The 22,462-nt window shown below is 62.3% G+C and carries 18 protein-coding genes; 16 read left to right on the top strand and 2 right to left on the bottom strand.

What is annotated here, in order from left to right; genetic code table 11:
* The first annotated feature begins 26 nt into the window (after positions 1 to 26).
* The 13 genes from treZ to HBO23_RS34050 all read left to right on the top strand — a co-directional run bounded on the left by treZ (position 27) and on the right by HBO23_RS34050 (position 18,725).
* Positions 27 to 1,772: a malto-oligosyltrehalose trehalohydrolase gene (gene treZ / locus HBO23_RS08265; RefSeq protein ID WP_170037604.1), complete on the top strand. Its 1,746-nt coding sequence runs from the start codon at positions 27 to 29 to the stop codon at positions 1,770 to 1,772.
* Positions 1,769 to 3,853, top strand: coding sequence for a 4-alpha-glucanotransferase (malQ, locus tag HBO23_RS08270; protein WP_099549667.1), 2,085 nt, complete (start codon positions 1,769 to 1,771; stop codon positions 3,851 to 3,853). The genes treZ and malQ overlap by 4 nt, the downstream gene beginning before the upstream one ends.
* A complete protein-coding gene (locus tag HBO23_RS08275) occupies positions 3,850 to 6,606 on the top strand; it encodes a malto-oligosyltrehalose synthase (protein ID WP_170037607.1) in 2,757 nt (918 codons plus the stop codon). Before malQ ends, HBO23_RS08275 begins: the two co-directional genes overlap by 4 nt.
* A gap of 24 nt (positions 6,607 to 6,630) precedes the next feature.
* A complete protein-coding gene (locus tag HBO23_RS08280; protein WP_017138916.1) occupies positions 6,631 to 6,900 on the top strand; it encodes a DUF2934 domain-containing protein in 270 nt (89 codons plus the stop codon).
* Positions 6,901 to 7,024: 124 nt separating this feature from the next.
* The gene (gene glgX / locus HBO23_RS08285) at positions 7,025 to 9,184 is read left to right on the top strand and encodes a glycogen debranching protein GlgX (RefSeq protein WP_170037610.1); all 2,160 of its coding nucleotides are present in this window, start codon (positions 7,025 to 7,027) and stop codon (positions 9,182 to 9,184) included.
* 1 nt (position 9,185) lies between these two features.
* Positions 9,186 to 10,184, top strand: coding sequence for an acyl-CoA dehydrogenase family protein (locus HBO23_RS08290; protein ID WP_170037613.1), 999 nt, complete (start codon positions 9,186 to 9,188; stop codon positions 10,182 to 10,184).
* Positions 10,181 to 10,939 (top strand): PIG-L family deacetylase, encoded by a 759-nt coding sequence (locus HBO23_RS08295; protein ID WP_099549663.1) that lies wholly within the window; start codon positions 10,181 to 10,183, stop codon positions 10,937 to 10,939. Before HBO23_RS08290 ends, HBO23_RS08295 begins: the two co-directional genes overlap by 4 nt.
* Positions 10,936 to 11,535, top strand: a complete 600-nt coding sequence (locus tag HBO23_RS08300) for an SAM-dependent methyltransferase (RefSeq protein WP_099549662.1) — start codon at positions 10,936 to 10,938, stop codon at positions 11,533 to 11,535. The genes HBO23_RS08295 and HBO23_RS08300 overlap by 4 nt, the downstream gene beginning before the upstream one ends.
* Positions 11,532 to 12,191 (top strand): glycosyltransferase family 2 protein, encoded by a 660-nt coding sequence (locus tag HBO23_RS08305; RefSeq protein WP_170037617.1) that lies wholly within the window; start codon positions 11,532 to 11,534, stop codon positions 12,189 to 12,191. The genes HBO23_RS08300 and HBO23_RS08305 overlap by 4 nt, the downstream gene beginning before the upstream one ends.
* A 177-nt stretch (positions 12,192 to 12,368) precedes the next feature.
* A complete protein-coding gene (locus HBO23_RS08310) occupies positions 12,369 to 13,130 on the top strand; it encodes a PIG-L family deacetylase (protein WP_017138922.1) in 762 nt (253 codons plus the stop codon).
* A gap of 244 nt (positions 13,131 to 13,374) precedes the next feature.
* Positions 13,375 to 15,924, top strand: coding sequence for an autotransporter outer membrane beta-barrel domain-containing protein (locus HBO23_RS08315; protein WP_170037620.1), 2,550 nt, complete (start codon positions 13,375 to 13,377; stop codon positions 15,922 to 15,924).
* A 139-nt stretch (positions 15,925 to 16,063) separates the two neighbouring features.
* Positions 16,064 to 17,083, top strand: coding sequence for an alpha/beta hydrolase (locus HBO23_RS08320; protein ID WP_170037623.1), 1,020 nt, complete (start codon positions 16,064 to 16,066; stop codon positions 17,081 to 17,083).
* Positions 17,084 to 17,231: 148 nt separating this feature from the next.
* On the top strand, positions 17,232 to 18,725 hold the full coding sequence (locus HBO23_RS34050; RefSeq protein ID WP_170037626.1) for a methyl-accepting chemotaxis protein: 1,494 nt from the start codon (positions 17,232 to 17,234) through the stop codon (positions 18,723 to 18,725).
* Positions 18,726 to 18,749: 24 nt separating this feature from the next.
* Here the strand turns inward: HBO23_RS34050 and HBO23_RS08330 are convergent, their stop codons facing one another.
* The gene (locus HBO23_RS08330; RefSeq protein WP_099549658.1) at positions 18,750 to 19,730 is read right to left on the bottom strand and encodes a 2-dehydropantoate 2-reductase; all 981 of its coding nucleotides are present in this window, start codon (positions 19,728 to 19,730) and stop codon (positions 18,750 to 18,752) included.
* 244 nt (positions 19,731 to 19,974) lie between these two features.
* Positions 19,975 to 20,463 (bottom strand): DUF2867 domain-containing protein, encoded by a 489-nt coding sequence (locus HBO23_RS08335; RefSeq protein WP_170037629.1) that lies wholly within the window; start codon positions 20,461 to 20,463, stop codon positions 19,975 to 19,977.
* A gap of 250 nt (positions 20,464 to 20,713) precedes the next feature.
* Between HBO23_RS08335 and HBO23_RS08340 the strand changes: the two genes are divergently transcribed.
* From HBO23_RS08340 to HBO23_RS08350, 3 genes are read left to right on the top strand one after another with little or no spacing between them, the layout of a single operon-like run.
* Complete coding sequence (locus HBO23_RS08340) at positions 20,714 to 21,334, top strand: LysE family translocator (protein ID WP_170037632.1); 621 nt, start codon at positions 20,714 to 20,716, stop codon at positions 21,332 to 21,334.
* Positions 21,335 to 21,373: 39 nt separating this feature from the next.
* On the top strand, positions 21,374 to 21,787 hold the full coding sequence (locus tag HBO23_RS08345) for an ester cyclase (RefSeq protein WP_170037635.1): 414 nt from the start codon (positions 21,374 to 21,376) through the stop codon (positions 21,785 to 21,787).
* A 35-nt stretch (positions 21,788 to 21,822) separates the two neighbouring features.
* Positions 21,823 to 22,302, top strand: coding sequence for a VOC family protein (locus HBO23_RS08350; protein ID WP_017138934.1), 480 nt, complete (start codon positions 21,823 to 21,825; stop codon positions 22,300 to 22,302).
* The last annotated feature ends 160 nt before the right edge of the window (positions 22,303 to 22,462 follow it).

Raw genomic sequence — 22,462 nt, forward strand, 5'->3', positions numbered from 1 at the left:
GTTTCAAAAAAGGGAGGTCTTCATAGATGCCGTCACGGACTCTGGAAACCTGGCCCCACGGCGCAATCATGCTGGACGCGCAACACACGCGTTTTGCCTTGTGGGCGCCAGACGCGTTTTATGTCAGCGTTGAATTGCAAGACGGCAAGTCCATCGCCATGCTGCCCCAGGCAGATGGCTGGTTCGAGGTAGAAACCGAGTGCCCGGCGGGCACTTGTTACCGCTACAACATTGATGGCGAACAGGACGTGCCGGACCCGGCATCCCGGGCCCAGGCACTCGACGTGCACGGCTGGAGCGTGGTCGTCGACCCCCTCGCCTACGAATGGCGACACAGCCAGTGGCAAGGGCGCCCTTGGCATGAGGCGGTGATCTACGAACTGCATGTGGGCGTACTGGGTGGCTATGCCGGCGTGCAAAAGCACCTGCCACGCCTGGCCGAACTGGGCGTGACCGCCATTGAACTAATGCCGCTGGCGCAATTTCCCGGCGAGCGCAATTGGGGCTACGACGGGGTTCTGCCCTACGCCCCGCAAGCCTCCTATGGCTCCCCCGAACAACTCAAGGCCCTGATCGACAGTGCCCACGAACACGGTTTGGCGGTGATCCTGGATGTGGTCTACAACCACTTCGGCCCCGATGGCAATTACCTGGGCCAGTACGCCCAAGGCTTCTTTGAAGAAGACGTGCACACGCCGTGGGGCGCCGGAATTGATTTTGATCGCCGTGAGGTGCGCGACTTTTTCCTCGACAACGCACTGATGTGGTTGCTCGAGTACCGCTTCGACGGCCTGCGCCTGGACGCGGTCCACGCCATCGACAACCCCGGTTTCCTCAAGGAACTTGCGCAACGGGTACGTCAGCAGGTGGACACCGGCCGGCACGTGTGGCTGGTGCTGGAAAACGAACTCAACCAGGCCCGCCTGCTCAAGCACGACTTTGATGCGCAGTGGAATGACGACTTCCATAACGTACTGCACGTACTGCTCACGGGCGAAACGGATGCGTATTACAGCGACTTCGCACAAGACCCCACCGAGAAGCTCGCGCGCTGCCTGGGCGAAGGTTTTATCTACCAAGGCCACACCACCCGTCACGGCCATGCGCGCGGCGAACCCAGTGGTGATCTGCCACCCAGCGCCTTCGTGGCGTTTTTGCAAAACCACGACCAGGTCGGCAACCGCGCCTTGGGCGAGCGCCTGCACCAACTGTGCTCGCCCCAGGCGTTGAAGGCGGCCACCACCTTACTGCTGATGTCGCCGATGATTCCGCTGATGTTTATGGGCGATGAAGTCAACGCCGAGCAGCCGTTCCTGTTTTTCACCGATCATCACGGTGAGCTGGCCGAAGCCGTGCGCGAAGGCCGACGCAACGAATTTGCCGATTTCGCCGCGTTTAAAGACCCTGAGCGGCGCGAACAGATCCCCGACCCGAATGCGCTGCCGACTTTCCTGCAGTCGGCGCCCCTCTTCACTGAGAACGAACACGCGCAGCTTTACCGTCAGCTGCTGAGCCTGCGCCATCGGCACATCGTGCCGCACTTGCCCGGCAGCGTGGCCCTGGGCGCGCAGGTACTGGCCGACGGCGCCGTCACCGCGCGCTGGCGCCTGGGCAACGGCAGCCTGTTGCAGATTGACCTGAACCTGGGTGCCACGCCGCTGGATCACCCGGCGCCGCCGCACCTGCTATTCGAGACGTCTGCCCATGAAGGCGCGCAACTGGCGCCGTTCAGCGCACGCGTCGCCTTATCCCCTGTTGGAGATCACCCTTGAGCGAAGCGAACCTGGAAATTCTCGCCAGCCGCGCGGGCCTGGCCGTCGATTGGATCGACGCAAACGGCCGCCCGCAACATGTCGAACCCGCCGCCTTGCGTGCCGTCCTCAAAGGCCTGGGCCACCCGGCCGATACTGACGCCGAGATCAATGCCAGCCTGCTCGAAATGGAACGGGTGCAACAAGACAAGCACCTGCCACCGCTGATGACCGTGGACACCGGCGTGGGTCTGGACCTCGCGCATTACTTCGCCCCGGACACACCGTGCCGCGTCAGCCTGGAACAGGGCGAAACCCTGGAATTGCGCCTGGACGGCAATGCCGAACTGCCCGGCGTAATCGCGCTGGGTTATCACCAGGTGCATATCGACGACCAAACCTTCACCCTGGCCGTGGCCCCTACCCATTGCTACAGCGTCGCTGAAGCGGTCGACAGCCAACCGGCCCGCGCCTGGGGCCTGAGTGCGCAGCTGTATGCACTGCGCCGCCTGGGTGACGGCGGCTTCGGTGACACCCTGGCATTGGAGCACCTGGCCCGCAGCGCCGCCGAACGCGGCGCCGATGCCTTGGCCATCAGCCCGATGCATGCGATGTTCAGCGCCGACACCGAGCGCTACAGCCCCTACTCACCTTCCAGCCGCCTGTTCCTCAACAGCCTGTATGCCTCGCCCGCCTGCATCCTTGGCGAGCGCGAAGTGCGCAACGCCATCGAGGCACTGGACCTTACGGATGAGCTGCACGCCCTGGAACAGCTCACCTTGATCGACTGGCCCACCGCCGCCCGCGCCAAGCAGCGCCTGTTGCGTGCCTTGTATGAAGATTTCCGCCACGGCCAGCACCCGCAACACGCCGACTTCCTGAGCTTTCGCCAGGCCGGCGGCGAAGCCCTGGAGAACCACTGTCGCTTTGAAGCCGTGCAAGCCTTGCGTGCCGCCGCCGGTGAAGACCTCGACTGGCGCCACTGGCCCGAAGCATGGCGCTCGCCTCAGAGCCCGGCGCTGACGCAATTTGCCGCCGACCATACGAATGAGATCGGCTATTTTGCCTTCTGCCAATGGCTGATCGCACGCAGCCTGGAGCGCGCGCAACAAGCCGCGCGTGGCAGCGGCATGGGCATCGGCCTGATCGCAGACCTGGCGGTCGGTGCCGATGGCGGCGGCAGCCAGGCGTGGAGCCGGCAGGACGAGCTACTCGCCAACCTTACCGTCGGCGCGCCACCGGACATTCTCAACCGCGCGGGTCAAGGCTGGGGCATCTCGGCGTTTTCCCCTGAAGGTCTCAAGCGCAACGGCTTTCGCGCCTTTATCGAAATGCTGCGGGCCAACTTCGCCCACGCCGGCGGCCTGCGCATTGACCATGTGATGGGCCTGCAACGCCTGTGGGTCATCCCCATGGACGCTACGCCGCGCGAAGGCGCGTATTTGTACTACCCGGTGGATGACCTGCTGCGCCTGCTGGCGCTGGAATCCCACCGCCACCAGGCCATCGTGCTCGGTGAAGACCTGGGCACCGTGCCCGATGGCCTGCGCGAAAAACTCAGCGGCCGCTCGATCCTGGGCATGCGCGTCTTACTCTTTGAACAAAACCACGACGGCCACTTCAAGCCGATCCTCGACTGGCCGGACAACGCCCTGGCTACCACCAGCACCCACGACTTGCCAACCCTCAACGGCTGGTGGCACAGCCGCGATATCGAATGGAATATCCAGCTGGGCCTGATCGATGCGCCGACCGTGGAGCAATGGAGCGAACACCGCCTGCGCGAACGCCAGGCGCTGCGCCAGGCCTTGAGCCAGGACCCGCAGAACTTCGTCGATGAAATCCGCAATGACACCGACCATATGCTCGACGCCAGCGTGCGCTACCTGGGCCACACCCGCGCGCCGTTGGTGCTGTTGCCGCTGGAAGACGCGCTGGGCATCGAGGAACAAGCCAACCTGCCCGGCACCACCGACACCCACCCCAATTGGCGCCGCCGCCTGCCGGGTGAAGCCGCCAGCCTGCTCGACAACGACAGCGCCGCCCGCCGCCTGGAGCTGCTGGCCGTGGCGCGCAACCAGGCCCATGAGCGTGACCGATGAACGCATTACCCCTGCGCGCGACCCAGCGCCTGCAATTTCACAAAGGCTTCACCCTGGATGATGCCGTGCCCCTGGTGCCCTACTTCGCCCAACTGGGCATCAGCCACCTGTATGCCTCGCCGCTGCTGGCCGCCCGCGCCGGTTCCATGCACGGCTACGATGTGGTTGACCCGACCCGCGTCAACCCCGAACTTGGCGGCGAGCCGGCCTTGCACAGGCTGGTTGCGGCACTGCGTGAGCATGGGATGGGGCTGATCCTCGATATCGTCTCCAACCATATGGCCGTCGGCGGTGCAGACAACCCGTGGTGGCTGGACCTCTTGGAATGGGGCCGCCTGAGTCCCTACAGTGAGTTTTTCGATATCCAGTGGCACTCGCCGGACCCGCTGCTCAAGGGCCAATTGCTGATGCCGTTTCTGGGCAGCGACTACGGTGAAGCGCTGCAAAGCGGCAACCTGGCGCTCAAGTTCGATGCCGTGCAGGGCGGTTTTTACGTCGAGCATTACGAGCACCGCTTCCCGATTTGCCCGCGTGACTACGCCATGATTCTGGGCGGCGATGAATTGTTGAAGCCCCTGGCCGAGCGTTTCAGCGCCCTTGCCTGCCAGGATGACGCCTACACCGAAGCCGGCTGGCTCAAACACGTGCTGGCCGAACGGGCCACCGAAGCCTCGGTGCTGCACGCCATCGAACGCCAGCTGGCCGAATTTGATGGGCGCCAGCCGGACGGCTTCAATCACTTGCACGCCTTGCTGGAACAACAGGTTTATCGGCTGGCCAGTTGGCGCACCGCAGCGGACGATATCAACTGGCGGCGCTTCTTCGACGTCAACGAACTCGGCGGCCTGCGCGTAGAACGCAGCGCCGTGTTCGAAGCCACCCACGGCAAGATTTTCGAGCTGATCAGCCAAGGGCTGGTAGACGGCTTGCGCATCGACCATATCGACGGGTTGGCTGACCCACGCGGGTATTGCCGCAAGTTGCGCAGGCGCGTGGATTCCCTTTCGCCCAACCGGCATTTGCCGATCTTCGTAGAAAAAATCCTCGGTGAAGGCGAAACCCTGCGCGAAGACTGGCAGGTAGACGGCACCACCGGCTATGAATTCATGAACCAGCTGTCGCTGTTGCAGCACGACCCAACAGGCTTTGCGCCGTTGGCGGAGCTGTGGACGCGCTACAGCGAACGGCCTGCTGCCTTTATCGAAGAAGCCTGGCTGGCCCGCCAGCAGATTCTCAACGGTTCCCTGGCCGGTGACTTCGAGAGTGTGGCCCAGGCCCTGCTGCAAGTGGCTCGCGACGACGTGATGACCCGCGACCTGACCCTGGGCGCAATCCGCCGTGCCTTGCAGGAGCTGATCGTGCACTTCCCGGTGTACCGCACCTACATCAGTGCCCGTGGGCGCAGCGCCCATGATGATGTGTTTTTCCTGCAAGCCTTGGCCGGTGCTCGCAGCACCTTGGGCGAAGGCGACTGGCCGGTGCTCGACCACCTGGAAAAATGGCTGGGCGGCCAGCCGTGGCGCAACCGCCCGGTCGGGCGTGAACGCAAGATGCTCAAGCATGCCTGCGTGCGCTTCCAGCAGCTCACGTCGCCGGCGGCGGCCAAGGCCGTGGAAGACACCGCCTTCTACCGCTCGGCGGTGCTGCTGTCGCGTAACGATGTGGGCTTCAGCACCGAACAGTTCAGTGCACCGCTGGCGGACTTTCATGCGGCCAATCAACAGCGCCTGCAGACCTTCCCCGACAACCTGCTGGCCACCGCCACTCACGACCACAAGCGCGGCGAAGACACGCGAGCGCGCCTGGCAGTACTGAGTGAATGCGCACCTTGGTACGTCGAACAAGTCGAGCATTGGCGCCGCCTCGCCGCACCGTTGCGCGACGATGCACACAGCCCGTCGGCGGGCGATGAACTGATCCTTTACCAAGTGCTGCTCGGCAGTTGGCCGCTGGATAGCAACCCGGACATGCAGGGTTACCAGCAACGCCTGTGGCAATGGCAGCAAAAAGCCCTGCGCGAAGCCAAGTTGCAAAGCAGTTGGAGCGCGCCCAACGAAGCCTATGAACAGGCGGTCGATGCCTTCCTGTCACGCCTGTTGCTCAGCGATGCCGGCACCCCGTTACGCAAGGCCATCGGCAGCGCCGCCCAGGCCATCGCCCCGGCGGGCGCACTGAACGGCCTGGCGCAATCCTTGCTTCGTATCACCGTGCCGGGTGTACCGGATTTGTACCAGGGCGATGAGTTCTGGGACTTCAGCCTGGTAGACCCGGACAACCGCCGCCCGGTGGACTTCAACGCACGGCAACAGGCGTTGAACACACCGCCGGACGTCGGCGAGCTGTTGTCCCATTGGCGCGACGGGCGTATCAAACAGGCGCTGATTGCCCAAGTGCTGGCCGTGCGCAAGGCCAACGCCGAACGCTTCCAACGCGGCAGCTACACGCCGCTGGAAGTGGTAGGCAAGCACGCCGATCACGTCGTCGCATTTTGCCGCACGTATCAAGGCAAACACCTGCTGGTGGTGGTGCCACGCTGGCCCCATCGCCTGCTGGAAAACGGTGAACAACCCCATATCAATGCGCAGGTTTGGGGCGATACGCGGGTGAAATTACCGTTCGCCACCACAACACAAAACTGGAAGGGACTTTTTCATACAGGCGCAGTCACACCAAACAAGGAGCTGTTGATCAGCGCTGCCCTGGGGGATTTCCCGGTCAATGTCTTTATCAATCCCGATGATCAAGAAAGCTGAAAATTTTCTGTGAGGAGTATTGTGATGAGTACTGAAGACAAACGCATACGCGAGTTGGCGCATCAGATCTGGGAATCCGAAGGCAAGCCCCACGGTGAAGATGCACGCCACTGGGAGATGGCGCGCAAATTAGCCGAAGCCGAAGCGCTGACCCCAAGCAAACCCAAAGCTGCGGCCAAACCCAAGACCGCTCCCAAGCCTGCGCCAAAAGCCAAGCCGCCGGCCCCGGCGGCCAGCAAGCCCGCACCGCCAGCGGCCAAAAAGCCTGCGGCGCCGAAAAAGCCCAAGCCTTAACAGCCCACGCGCCTCCTGCCGACACTGTCGCCAGGAGGCCCTTTTTACTTTTCAGTGCGCCAGCTGAGCAACCGTCGGCACGGTAGCGCTCGGCCCGAAAAAAGACCCTTGCAGGAGCAATTTAATGAGCAAACCCGATAACAACCCAGCCACGCCGGAAAACGAGCCGTCGCGGATTCGTGAAGGTTTGCCCTTCCCTCTAGGCGCCACCTGGGATGGCCTGGGTGTCAACTTTGCGCTGTTCTCAGCCAATGCCACCAAGGTCGAGCTGTGCCTGTTCGATGATACCGGCGAGGTCGAGCTTGAACGTATCGAACTGCCCGAATACACCGACGAAATCTTCCACGGCTACCTGCCCGACGCCCATCCCGGGCTGATTTACGGCTACCGCGTGTACGGTGCGTATGACCCGGCCAATGGTCACCGCTTCAACCACAACAAATTGCTGATCGACCCGTATGCCAAACAGCTGGTGGGTGAACTCAAATGGTCCGAGGCACTGTTCGGCTACACCATCGGCCACCCGGACGACGACCTCAGTTTTGACGAGCGCGACAGCGCGCCCTTTGTGCCCAAGTGCAAGGTCATCGACCCTGCGCACACCTGGGGCAACGACCAGCCGGTACGGGTGCCATGGGACCGCACGATCATCTACGAAACCCACCTGCGCGGCATCAGCATGCGCCACCCTTCGGTGGGCGAGTCAGTGCGCGGCACCTGTGCCGGGCTGATGGAAGATGACGTGCTCAAGCATATTCGCCAGCTCGGCGTATCGTCCGTCGAGCTGCTGCCGGTGCATGCCTTCGTCAACGACCAGCACCTGCTGCAAAAAGGCATGACCAACTATTGGGGCTACAACAGCATCGCGTTCTTTGCGCCTGACCCGCGTTACCTGGCCAGCGGCAAGATCGCCGAGTTCAAGGAGATGGTCGCGCACCTGCATGAGCAGAAGCTCGAGGTGATCCTTGATGTGGTCTACAACCATACCGCCGAGGGCAACGAGCGCGGCCCTACCCTGTCGATGCGCGGCATCGACAACGCCTCGTACTACCGGCTGATGCCCGACGACAAGCGCTTCTACATCAACGATTCCGGCACCGGCAATACCCTGGACTTGAGCCACCCCTGCGTGCTGCAAATGGTCACCGACTCCCTGCGCTACTGGGCCACCGAAATGCACGTGGACGGCTTCCGCTTTGACCTGGCGACCATTCTGGGGCGCTACCGCGACGGTTTCGACGAGCGCCACAGCTTCCTTGTGGCCTGCCGCCAGGACCCGGTGCTGCGCCAGCTGAAAATGATTGCCGAACCCTGGGACTGTGGCCCCGGCGGCTACCAAGTGGGCAACTTCCCACCCGGCTGGGTGGAATGGAACGACCGCTTCCGCGACACCGTGCGCGCCTTCTGGAAAGGCGATGACGGCCAGTTGGCGGACTTTGCCGGGCGCATGACCGCCTCGGGCGAGATGTTCAACCACCGTGGGCGCAGGCCTTACAGTTCGGTGAACTTCATCACTGCCCACGATGGTTTCACCCTGCACGATCTGGTGTCGTACAACGACAAGCACAACGAGGCCAACGACGAAAACAACCAGGACGGCAGCAACAACAACCTGTCCTGGAACCACGGCGTCGAAGGCCCCACCGAAGACCCGGAAATCAACACCCTGCGCCTGCGCCAGATGCGCAATTTCTTCGCCACGCTGCTGCTGGCCCAAGGCACACCGATGATCGTGGCCGGTGACGAGTTCGCGCGCACCCAGCACGGCAACAACAATGCCTATTGCCAGGACAGCGAGATCGGCTGGGTTAACTGGGACCTGGACGACGACGGCAAGGCACTGCTCAAGTTCGTCAAACGCCTGATCAAATTGCGCCTGGCCTACCCGATTCTGCGCCGTGGGCGTTTCCTGGTGGGCGACTACAACGAAGATCTCGGCGTAAAAGACGTCACCTGGCTGGCGCCGGATGGCAACGAGATGAGCACCGAACAGTGGCAAGACAGCCATGGCCGCTGCCTGGGCATGCTGATGGATGGCCGCGCCCAGGAAACCGGGATTCGTCGCGCTGGGGGTGATGCGACCCTGTTGCTGGTGGTCAATGCCCACCACGACATGGTGAATTTCCGCCTGCCGCCGGTGCCCCAGGGTGAATTCTGGACCTGCATGCTCGATACCAACGCCCCCGCAGTGCGCGGTCAGGAGCGTTTTGACTTCGAGCACGAGTACGCGGTGACCGGACGCTCACTGCTGCTGTTCGAATTGCAACGCGACGACGAGGTGTGAGATGGCTCTGCATGGATTCCTTCAAGGCAACCGCAGCTACGCCGACACGCAGGCGCTGGGCGTTGCACTGAAGAAGCTTCAGGAAGAAGGCCTGGACCAACTGCCATTGCCCGGCAGCGGCCAGACGTTGGAACGCTTCAGCCGGCTGGCGCAGGTGGCAGGTCATGACCTGCGCCTGTGCAAGCTGTTCGAAGGCCACACCGATGCCCTGGCGATCATCGCCGAGCTCGACAGCCCCTTGCCGCCCGTGGGCAGTGTTTGGGGCATGTGGGCCGCCGAACCGCCGACGGCCAAGGTACGCGTGCGCCGCGACGGCCAGCGCTTGATCGTCGATGGGCGTAAAGCCTGGTGTTCCGGTGCAGCGGTGGTCAGCCATGGTTTGCTGACCGCCTGGGACGAAGACGACAGCCAACAGTTGGTGGCGGTCGAGATGGACCAGCCCGGCGTCACCGTCACCCACGAAGGCTGGAAAGCCGTGGGCATGGCGGCCACCGGCAGTGTCGAAATCATCTTTGATGAGGCCCGCGGCATCGCGGTTGGCGAGCCGGGCGACTACCTGTCACGGCCTGGCTTCTGGCACGGCGGCGTCGGTATCGCCGCGTGCTGGTATGGCGGTGCGCAACGTCTGGCTGAGGTGCTGCGTGCGCATTGCAGCCAGCGTCCCGAACAGCATGCGCTGGCGCACTTGGGCGCGGTCGACAGCGTGCTCAACAGCGCCGCCTGTGTACTGCGCGACGGTGCTGAGCAGATTGACCGCCACCCTCGCGCCAATGCGCGGCAACTGGCCCAACAGGCACGGGCGTGCGTCGAGGATACCGTCGAGCAGGTCATTCATCACGTCGGGCGCGCGGTGGGTGCCGGGCCTTACTGCAAAGATCCGCATTTCGCCCAATTGATGGCGGACTTACCCGTATATGTACGTCAAAGCCACGCCGAGCGTGACCTGGCGGCGCTGGGAAAGCTGGTTGCGGACGACCCCACAGGTAGGTGGCTGTTATGAAACTCAACCCGATCGTTGGCCAGGGCACGCCGTTGCATCAATGGCAGGGTTCAGCCCATATGGCCCAATTGCCGCAAATCAGTGTCGAGCAGTTGGTGCCTGCGGGGCATCGCGCCGTTATTATTGCTCCGCACCCGGACGACGAAGTGCTGGGCTGCGGCGGCCTGCTGCAAGGCCTGGCCTTGCTGGACCGGCAGATCCAACTGATTTCCGTCACCGACGGCAGCGCCAGCCACCCAGGCTCCAGGCGCTGGCCGGTCGAGCGCTTGAGCATCGTGCGCCCGCAGGAGTCGGCCCAGGCCCTGCACCGTCTCGGCCTGCCATTGCACAGTTTGCAGTGGCTGCGCGCAGGCTTTGCCGACAGCCAGGTGGCGGCCCGTGAAGATGAGTTGAGCGCGTTCATAGAGCGGTATCTCAAGCCCACCGATGTGGTGTTCACCACCTGGCGCGAAGACGGGCATTGCGACCATGAAGCCGTTGGCCGCGCCAGCGCCAAAGCGGCGCAGGCGGTAGGTGCGACCCTGTACGAACTGCCCGTTTGGACCTGGCATTGGGCAACGCCCGAAGACAGCCAGGTGCCATGGCAACGAGCGCGCAAAATCGTGCTGACACCTGAAGCGGTGGCGCGCAAACGGCATGCCATTCACGCCTTTGCCAGCCAACTTGAAGGCGACCCGCAAGTGGGTCTGGCACCGGTGCTGGCACCCTATGTGGTGGAGCGTTTGCTGCAACCTTTTGAAGTGGTGTTTGTATGAGTGTGGCCACACCCTATTTTGATCAACTGTTCGCCGGTAATGACGACCCTTGGGCCTTTCGCCAGCGCTGGTACGAACAGCGTAAACGCGCACTCACCCTGGCGGTGCTGACACGGCCCCGCTATCGCTCGATTTTTGAACCCGGCTGCGCCAACGGCGAGCTGAGTGCCGAATTGGCGCCGCGCTGCGAGCGCCTGGTGTGTTGCGACACGGCCGCCGCTGCCGTGGCGCTGGCGCAAACCCGATTGCGGGGGTTCAGCCACGCCCAGGTTCATCAAAGCCGTTTGCCTGAGGAATGGCCGCCCGGCCAGTTCGAACTGATTGTGTTGAGCGAACTCTGCTACTACCTCGATGCCGAGGATTTACAGCGCTTGATCGACTGTGCCCTCAACGCACTGACCGACAACGGCCAACTGCTCGCGTGCCACTGGCGCCCGCGCATCGATGGCTGCCCGCAAACGGCCGAACAGGTGCACGAAATGCTCGCGCAACGCCTGGGCATGGCCCACCTCGTCCAGCATCACGACAGTGACTTTCTACTCGACCTGTGGAGCCGTGACGGCACCTCGGTCGCCACCCATGAGGGCTTGCGATGATCGGCATTCTGATCCCGGTGCATAACGAAGAAGCGCTGCTGGGCGAGTGCCTCAAAGCCGCGATGATTGCCGCCAGCCACCCTGATTTGCTGGGTGAGCCTGTGCAGATCCTGGCCGTGCTCGACAGCTGCAGCGATGGCAGTGCGGCGATTGCCCAGGCGTATCCGGTGCAGTGTTTACACGTGCAGGCACGTAACGTCGGGCAGGTGCGCGGAGTGGGTGCGCGGCACTTGTTAAACCAGGGCGCGCGCTGGATTTCGTGCACCGACGCCGACAGCCGTGTCGCCCCCGACTGGTTGGTGGCGCAACTGGCCTTGGGCGCCGATGCTGTGTGCGGCACAGTGACGGTGGACGACTGGAGCGAAGGCTTCTGCGTGGCAGCCCAAATCCGCTACACCCAAGCCTATGAGGCTCGCGACGGCCATCGCCATATTCACGGTGCCAACCTGGGCGTGAGTGCCGGGGCGTATGTGCAGTCCGGCGGATTCGAACCGTTGGCCTGCCACGAAGATGTGCAACTGGTGCGCAACCTGGAGCGCTGCGGCGCTTCAATCGCCTGGAGTCATACGCCACAGGTAATTACCAGCGCACGCCTGGACTGCCGTGCCCAAGGCGGTTTTGGTGATTACTTGAAGAGTTTGATGCAGGCCACCTGAATATTTCGACCCTGCACGATGTAAAAACGCCGAATCCTTGACTATGCTGAAATCGCCTTGCTGGTCATCCAGGGTTGGATGGCCGCAGTTCATCGCAGCGGAGCCTGTGCTGAGTACAAAAGCGTCGTCCCGTCAACGGGGTACGACCCGGCATCATTCGACAAGGACGTGACACCGATGAAATCTGCCTCATTAAGTGAGGGCCGTCGCGGCCCTGCGCAAATCTGGAACAGTGCGCCACAGTTGGCGCAAATCCCCTTTATCAAGCCCTCCTCCCTGGTGCCACGCGGCGCGCGCGTGGTGGTCATCGCGCCTCACCCCGGCGATGAGGTGTTGGCGTGTGGCGGATTATTGCAACTGCTCAGCACCCTCGACCACCCACTGCAACTGATCTCGATCACCGATGGCAGCGCCAGCCACCCAGGCTCGAATGCCTGGCCGGCAAGCCGCCTGAGTGTGATCCGCCCGCAGGAAAGCGCTGAAGCGCTGCGGCGCCTGGGGATGCCGCTGCACAGCCTTAAGTGGATTCGCGGCGGCTTTTGCGACGACGCCCTGGCCGCCCGCGAGCAGCCCATGAGCCAGTTCATTGCGCGCTATCTGCAACCGGGCGACGTGGTGTTTACCACTTGGCGCCACGACGGCAAGGACGACCATGACGCCGTCGGCCGAGCCAGCGCCAAAGCCTGCCAGCTCACCGGCGCGCGCCTGTATGAACTGCCGATATGGGCCTGGCATTGGCCGCTGCGTGAAGGCTCGGTGATCCCCTGGCATCGCGCGCGCAAGGTGCGCCTGGACAGTTGGAGCGTTGCGCGCAAGCTTCACGCCGCCCATGCGTATGCCAGCCAATTGGTCGGCGACCCGGAGATCGGCCTGGCGCCCATGCTTGCCCAGGAGTTGCTGGAGCGGATGCGTGAGCCCTATGAGATCGTGTTTGCCTAGGCCAGCACTCGCCTGTACCTGTCAGTTCTCACAGTAGCACCCGGCTCACTCTGCGACTAAGGTGCAAAAAGCCTGCACAGCTTGATGTGCAGTCGAGAAAGCCATGCCAACCCCTTGCATTCGCCGGTGTTTTCGTAGAACAGGCAACCCGTCGTGCCTGCTCCGTATCGCGCTCTACCTTCCCATGGCTTGAACCGCACCTGATTGCTCAGGTGCGGGAACTTCCTTCGGACAAGGAGCCGTCATGCGCACACTGCCAGTTTTTCTGACTTACCTGGGTATCACGTTGATGGCGGTGTGGCCGCTGCCGTCGCTTGGCGCCTGCACGATCAACATTACCGCCGGCAATGACACCTCGACCTGCAACAGCGGCGCCGCGCCGGGCTTTACCGACACCGCCGGCAACAACACGCTGAACCTCAGCGGCAGCGGCTCCCTCAACGGTGATGTCACCTTGGGGGCCGGCAACGATCTGGTTGACATCAACGGTGCGACAGCGGCAATCAATGGGATGCTGCACCAGGGCGACGGTGCGAATACGTTTCGTCTGACGCTGGGCGCGGTCACGGGGTCCATTACCCAGGGCGATGGTGTGGATCTGGTGCAGATCAACGGTGGGCACGCGGGGGCGATCATCCAGGGCGGGGGCATTGACAGTTTTGTCATGCGCGATGGCACTGTCGAGTCACTGGCCCAAGGCGACGGCCATGACACATTCGTTATGAGTGGTGGCACCATCAAGGGCGCCTTTGAAGACGGCGATCAAGCATTGATGACCGGCGGCACCATCGGCCGGGTCGACATGAAACTCGATAACAACGTCTTCGATATGCGCGGCGGCACCATCGTCGGCAACCTTGTCACAGGGCTTGGCAGGGACACCATTCTCGTCTCGGGCACCAGCACCATCGGCGGCAACATCAGCACCAGCGCCGGCGTGGATTTGATCCAGGTCAGCGGTGGCAGGGTCAACGGCCAAATCCTCACGAGCTTCGGCGCCGATCAGTTCATTTGGACCGACGGGGGAACAATCAACGGGGCAATTCTCATGGGTGCCGATGATGATTCTGCCCTGCTGAAAAACCTCCGCGAAACCTTGCTGGCCGCCACCCCCCAACTGGACGGCGGCGCGGGTAACGACACCCTCACCTTTGACGCAACGCAAACCAGCGTCCCGAGCCGCTACACCGGCTGGGAGCGGGTGTCTATGGTCAATGGGTCGGCCCTGACACTCGGTGGCACATTCGTATTGGGAGGCAGCGATACCGGTACCGGCGCAATGAGCATTGATGCAACGAGCAGATTGATCGTCACAACGGGCACTCTCGCGCCCTTCACGTCCGGACAATTGGCAACCTTGAACAACGCCGGTCTGATCGATATGAGTACCGACAGTTCCAGCACGACCGACAGCTTGACGGTCAACGGCAATTACATCGGCACGGGCGGTCGGCTGGCGCTGCAAACGATGTTGGGCGCGGATAACTCACCCAGCGACAAACTGGTGGTCAGCCAAGGCACCCTGCTGGGCGCCACGGCGATCAGCATCACCAACCTGGGCGGTGCAGGTGCGCTGACCGTGAAGGATGGCATTGAGGTGGTACAGGCAACCCAGGGCGCAACCAGCAGCGTCGGTGCGTTCTCGCTGGCTGGCCCCGTGTCTGCTGGTGCGTTTGACTATCACTTGTTCAGAGGGGGCGTGACCGCGGGTACGGAACAGAATTACTACCTGCGCTCCACCGTGCCGGCGCAGCCCACGCCGGATGCGGTGATTACCCCGCCCACCCCAGCGCCTGGCACCCCAGCATTGCCGCCCAATCCAGGCAACACCGCAATCCCCCTTTACCGCGCCGAAGTGCCGGTGTACGCCGTGCTGTTTCAAGCTGCCGAGCAAATCGTGCAAGGCATGCTGGGGACTTACCACGAGCGCGTGGGCGATCAGCGCCAGCAGCAACAAACCGGGGTATTCCCCACGGGTTGGGCCAGGGTGTACGGCGGCAACAGTCGCCAGAGTTTCGCGGGAACGGTCAGCCCGACACTGGACAGTTCGCTGTCGGCCTTCCAGGTGGGCAGCGACCTGTACGCCACCACCACGGACAGCGGCCAGACTCACCGGCTTGGCTTCTTTGTGGGCCACAGCCGCCTGCAAGGCGACGTCAAGGGTTTCAACGCTGGCTTCCAAGACAAGGACGCAGGCCGCCTGACCTTGCGCGGCGACAGCCTGGGCGCCTACTGGACACTGATCGGCGCCAACCGCGCCTATCTGGACCTGGTGGTAATGGGCACCCGCTTCACCGGCAACAACGAGTCCGACCGGGGCATCAAGATGAAAACCAAAGGCAGCAATGCATTGGCGTCCGCCGAAGCGGGCTGGCCTTTTACTGTGAGTGCCCAATGGAAACTGGAGCCACAAGCCCAGCTCATCGTCGACCGCACGCGGCTGGACAGCCAGAACGACCGAATCTCCGCCGTCTCCTACGACGCTGACACGCATGTCACCACCCGCCTGGGTGCCCGCTTGCGTGGCAGCTATGAGGTGAGTGGTATGCCCCTGCAGCCATACGTGCGTGCCAACGTCTGGCATGCCCGCGCCGGCACCAACACCGTAAGGTTCGATGATGCTACCGACATAAACACCGAGCAAAAGTCGACCACGCTGGACCTCAACGTCGGCGCCACCTTGACCGTTGCCCAAGGCATCAGCCTGTACGGCCAACTGGGCTACAACCGCAACCTGGACAGCAATGCCCTCAACGGCCGCCAAGGCACGCTGGGGCTTCGAATGGATTTCTGATCCGCGTATGTGTATCGCACTGTATCCAGGGCCCGTTGCGATACACAACGTTTAACCCATGGCACTTGCTGAAACACAGCCGATACAGCACGACGTTCAACTGAGCACCCGGCACACATCAAGCCCCAGGAGGCTCGCCATGCACGCTCAGTTGAAACGCCACCCACTTTTCCTGGCTTTTGCCCTGTTGCCATTCGTGGCCATGGGCATGGCCCATGCCGAGATGCCCGAACCGCAAACCCCGGCACCGCAGCATCAATCGGCGTTCGGGACGCTCAAGCACATCAAGGCCGGCCTGCTGGACGTGGCCTACGCCGAGGTCGGCCCGGCCAATGGCCAAGTGGTGATCCTGTTGCATGGCTGGCCCTACGATATCGACAGCTACGCCAACGTCGCACCGCTGTTGGCCGCCAAGGGCTACCGCGTGTTGGTCCCCTATGCGCGGGGTTATGGCGACACGCGTTTTCTGTCGGATAAAACCTTGCGTAACGGTGAACCGGCGGCGCTGGCTCAGGACGTGATCGATTTCATGGATGCGCTGAAGATCAATCAAGCGGTGCTGGGCGGTTACGACTGGGGCGCGCGCTCAGCAGATATCGTCTCGGCGCTGTGGCCGGAACGGGTCAAGGCATTGGTGTCAGTCAGTGGCTACCTGATCGGCAACCAGGCCGCCGGTAAGAACCCGCTGCCACCCAAAGCTGAGTTGCAGTGGTGGTACCAGTTCTACTTCGCCACCGAACGCGGCGCCGCCGGCTACCAGAAAAACACCCACGATTTCGCCAAGCTGATCTGGCAGACCGCCTCGCCGAAGTGGGCCTTTGACGAGGCCACCTTCGAACGCAGCGCCAAAGGCCTGGACAACCCCGATCACGTGGCCATCACCGTCTTCAACTACCGCTGGCGCCTGGGCCTGGTACAGGGCGAAGCGCAATACGCTGCCCTGGAGCAAACACTTGCGCAGTCGCCGAGCATTGGCGTGCCGACTATCACGCTTGAAGGCGACGCCAACGGTGCGCCGCATCCATTACCCGAGGACTACGCCAAACGCTTTACCGGCAAGTACCAGTTCCGTCTGGTGAGCGGCGGCATCGGCCATAACCTGCCGCAAGAAGCGCCGGCGGCGTTTGCCAAGGCCATAGTGGACGCCGATCACCTGTGAAGCGACGTGAACTGCGTAGCAGCCGTGCCTAAAGTCGCCCAAAGGAATGCCGATACGCTTCTGGCGCCGCCCTTTGGCGTTCCTTTTGCGAGCCGTCATGGCACGCCGCATGCTTTGTTCCTGGCTCGACCACATGGAGTAAGAGTGAATGCCCGAACGCGCCCGCTTCCTGGAGCACTACCGCAAAGCCGACCGCATCATGCTGGCGTTGATCTGGCTGATGTTTTTATTCTCCCTGGGCCTGGCCTTCTGGCACGACACCTGGCTGCAAGCGGTGATCGTCGGCGGCGGCGCCAGCGTGGTGCTCACCCTGCTCTATCGCGCCCTCGGTGGCACCCGTTTGATGCGTTGTTTGCTGGGCGCCGGCCTGATGGTCATGGCGGCGCTGCAGATTAACCAGGCGCAGGGCTTGATCGAAGCGCACTTCGGTATCTTTGCGCTGCTGGCGGTGCTGACGTTTTACCGCGACTGGCTGCCGATCCTCGTCGCGGCGGTGACCATCGCCGTCCACCACGTGGTGTTTCACGCGTTGCAACATCAGGGTTTCCCGGTATTTGTAATGGACCATCATGGCGGTTGGAACATGGTGTTCGTGCACGCCTTCTACGTTGTGATGGAGACGGTCGCCTTGCTCTACCTCGCCATTCATAGCCAGGCCGAGGCGGTCGAAAGCCAGGAGATGCTGGAAAAAATGCTCGCCGTGACCTCCCAGCTCACCGTTGAAACCGCCCAGGGTGAAGGCAAGGTGCATGTGTCCCTGGCCAAGCGTTTCGACCACTTCCTGCAGCAGATCACCCACCTGATCGATGGCGTGACCCGTGACTCCCACGGTCTCGGCCAACTCGGCCAGGCATTGGCCAGCGCCAGCGGCACCCTGGAAACCGGCGCACGCCATCAGTTGACGGAAATCAACCAGATGACCGGCTCCATGCAGCGCATGGAAGACGCCACGGCCCATATCACCCAGCACGTCGAACACGCGGTGGAACACGCAGGCCAGGCCCGCGAACAGATCGTGCGCGGCCAGCAAAGCGTCGGCCGTGCCCAACATGAAATCACCCAACTGGCCTCACGCATCGACGGCACCAACCACACCGTACAAGGCCTGGCCACCCAGGCCGAGCAGATCGGCTCGGTACTCGAAGTGATCAGCAGCATCGCCAACCAGACCAACCTGCTGGCGCTCAACGCCGCCATCGAAGCCGCCCGCGCCGGCGAGCAAGGCCGGGGTTTTGCGGTGGTCGCCGATGAGGTCCGCAGCCTGGCGCAACGCACTGCCGTCTCCACCCAGGAAATCAAACAGATCATCGAAGGCCTGCAACACGGCAGCCGCCAGGCCGTCGAGGCAATGCACGACAGCCAGGCAGGTGTAGCGCGTTGTGTGGAGGACAGCCAACTGGCGGTGGACATGTTGCAGGCCGTGGGCGCCGACATCGCGCATATCGACGAGCTGAACGGGCGAATCGTGATGACCACCCGCGAACAAACCTCGGCCAACCTGGAGATCGTCGGGCGCCTGCAGTCCGTGCAGAACATTGCACAAAACACCGCGGATGATGTGGAAACCCTCGCGCGCAGCAGTGAGCAGTTGCCGCCGATTGCGGTAAGGCTGGATGCGTTGGGGCGCAGGTTTCACCCCTGAAAAACGCCTCAACGTGAGGATGGCTCAGCCTGGCAAAATCCCCAGGTTTTTAGCCCGCATGCGCGCCAAGGCATACACGGTGCGCGTGCGAGGTATCGGTGCCCCGATGCGATCAGCCACTGAAACAAGCGTGCCAAGGATGGCCTCGATCTCCACCGGTTTGTGCCCCTCAACGTCTTGCAGCATCGAGGTTTTCACCTTGCCGAGCTTGCGGGTGATCGCAATGCGTTGCGCGGAATCAATCTGGGGCGCGATGCCCAGTGTGCGTCCCAAATCCAGCAACTCATCCATCATGCCGATGAACAGTGCGTGCAGGAATGGGTCGTCGATCAACTCATCGGTTGCGCAGCCCACCAACAGGCTGACCGGGTTGAAGCAGGCATTGCCCAGCAGCTTCAACCATATTTCTTCGCGCACATTGGCGTGGGCGTGGGCATCAAAACCTGCCTCACGAAAAGCCTCGGTGGTTGCATCTACGCGCGCGCTATTACCACCGGCCGGCTCACCGAACACCATTCGGCTTCCGGACATGTGCTTGATCACACCGGGACTCAGCACGGTACATGAGGCAAATACAACGCAACCGACAACGGCTGCAACGGGCACAGCCTTTTCTATCACGCCACCGGGGTCGACAGCCTCAAGACGCATACCCGCCAAAGCGCCTGCCGACTGCAGGAAATACCACCAGGGTAAGCCGTTGAGTGCAGGAATAACCAGGGTTTGCGGGCCAATCAATGCCTTGGCCTGTTCCACCACACTGGGCAATGCCGGCGCCTTGACGGCAAATATGACCATCTCCTGAATGCCAAGCTCTTCAGGTGCGCAGGTCGCTTTCAGTGGGGCAACCAACACCTCATCGCCCGTGTGCAGCTTCAGCCCATGCTCGCCAATGGCGGCGAGTGTTTCGCCACGCGCGATCACGCTGACGTCGTGGCCGGCGGCGAACAATTTGCACGCTAGGAAACCACCGATTGCTCCAGCACCTACGACCGTGACGCGCATGGGTAAACCTCACTGAGGGAGTGGAACAGAATACTGGCTAAACAGGCCGGAACAAGCCCGTCTCATTGAAAAACAGCCGCACTTGGCTCAAACCCATCAGCCAAGGCAAACATAGCCTCTGTGGCGAGCGGGCTTGCCCCGCGCTGGGTGGCGAAGCCACCCCACTTCAGGCAACGCGGTTAGTCAGTTAGCAAGGCAGGGGCTGCTACGCAGCCCAACGCAGGGCAAGCCTGCTCGCCACAGGTTACTTTTGCAGCGCATCCAGCTTGCGTTTCAGTCGCCTCAGGTTGCTGTTGACGATCAGCTTGTGCGCCGGCCCAACCGGCAACATGTACAGACGCCCAAAGGTGTTATGGGTGAGCACCGATGAGGTGATCGTAAACACCCGCTCACTGATCGACAGGCAAATCATCACATCCAGGTGCCGGTCGCGCTCGGTCAGCACCAACACGTCCGGGGCGCTGTGTTCTACCAGGAAAAAATCCAGTCGCTCGCCCGCTTGTACGCTGATTCGCGGCGAGCCCGAGAACCCACCGATGCGTTTCACACCGAACAACGAAGAAATCCGGTCGCGGATTCGAAAGGCCAACCGCATGAACATGCCAGGTTCGGCGGTCATGATGTTCCACGCCGCCAGTGCAGTGATATCAACGGGCAACACAACCGACCTGCGGTCGTAGTAATCAAGCGCTGTCGGTGCACCCAGCGTGTGAACAATGTTCGTGGTAACCAACTGATTTTCTCCCTGAAAAACGCGGTTTGTGATGAAACAGGGCGATGCCTGAAGGGCGCAGGTTATTTTGCACCGCAACTCAAGTAAAGCGCGGGACAGGCTGGGTATCGTGGTAAGCCAAGATAAACCTGACCTCACGGGCTGCCTTCTTGATTGTGCCCCACGCGCGTTGGGGTTCACGTGCTAATTGCTCAAGCGCCTCAACTGCATTTATCCTCAACGCTTCCATCCGCCCCCACCCAGAGCCGCCATGGACCTCGCCACCCTCGCCCTATTCTTGCCCGCCTGCTTCGCCCTGAACATGGCGCCCGGCCCCAACAACCTGCTGTCCGTGAGCAACTCCACGCACTATGGCTATCGCACTTCTTGCCTTGCGGGTATTGGCCGTTTGCTGGCCTTTGCCGGCATGATCGCCCTCGCCTCTGCCGGCTTGGCGGTGGTGCTGCAGACTTCGGAGCTGTTGTTCTACGGGATCAAGATTCTCGGTGCGGCGTATCTGTTTTATCTGGCGTTCCAGTTGTGGCGGGCTAATCCGCAGAAAGAAGCTGAATCAGCCACGCACAAAGTGGGATTGTGGGCCTTGGCACGTCAGGAGTTCCTGGTGGCGGCTGGCAACCCGAAAGCCATCCTGATCTTCACCGCGTTCCTCCCGCAATTCGTGGTACCCGGCCAACCGATCACCCCCCAATTCGCGCTGCTGGGTGGGATGTTCCTGGGTTTAGAATGGATAGCGATCAGCGCCTATGCCTACATGGGCACGCACATGCGCCGCTGGTTTGCCGAACCCAGCGGCAAGCGCCTATTCAATCGCTGCTGTGCCGGGTTGTTGTCGGCGGCGGCGACGGTGTTGTTGATGGCGCGCAGGGCGTGAGGACAAGCCTGCGCACTCAACGAACAGGGAAAACGCGACATGACCCGAATCGAACTCGCCGACTTTTACCAAGGCTACATCGACTGCCTCAACCGCCAGGACTGGGAGCACCTGGGCCACTTCGTCCACCCGCAGGTGACCTACAACGCCACCACCGTCGGCCTGGCAGGCTACCGCGCGATGCTGGAACGCGACTTTCGTGAGATCCCGGACCTGGTGTTTCGCATCCAGCTGCTGGTAGCCGACCCGCCTACCATCGCCAGCCGGTTGAATTTCAACGTCAGCCCCAAAGGTGAGTTCTTCGAGCTGCCGATCAACGGCAGGACCGTGGCCTTCGATGAAAACGTATTCTACGAGTGCTGCGACGGGAAAATTGCGCAGGTCTGGTCGGTCATCGACAAAGCCGCGATAGCCCAACAGCTGACACCCGATAAACCTTGCTCGACCGTCTAGACTCTCTACACCCAACCACCCCGTGGAGACCCAAGATGAACAAAAACACCCTCTGCCTCTGGTACAACGGCACCGCCCTGGAGGCGGCCACTTTCTACGCCCGGACGTTTCCGAACAGCGCTGTGACGGCCGTGCATCACGCCCCTGGCGACTTTCCGGCGGGCAAGCAAGGCGATGTGTTAACCGTCGACTTCAGCGTGCTGGGCATTCCCTGCCTGGGCCTGAATGGTGGCCCGGCGTTCCCGCACAGCGAGGCGTTTTCGTTTCAGGTGGCGACGGACGACCAGGCCGAAACCGACCGCTATTGGAATGCCATTATCGACAACGGCGGCCAGGCCAGCGCTTGCGGCTGGTGCAAGGACAAATGGGGCGTGTCCTGGCAGATCACCCCGCGCGTCTTGTCTGCGGCGGTGACGCATGCCGACCCGGCCATCGCCAAGCGTGCGTTCGATGCGATGATGACCATGACCAAGATCGACGTGGCCGCCATCGAAGCTGCGATAGCTGGGCGTTGAACGCAACACAGACCAGTGTGGGAGCGGGCTTGCTCGCGAATGCAATCTTTCAGACAGGCAGATATTGACTGACCCACCGCTTTCGCGAGCAAGCCCGCTCCCACACCCGCCCGCAGTCTGGCATTCTTGCGGCCTCAGTCGTCGAACACGAGTCTCAGGC

It is taken from the genome of Pseudomonas sp. WS 5532, from assembly GCF_012985445.1.
Classification (GTDB): domain Bacteria; phylum Pseudomonadota; class Gammaproteobacteria; order Pseudomonadales; family Pseudomonadaceae; genus Aquipseudomonas; species Aquipseudomonas edaphica.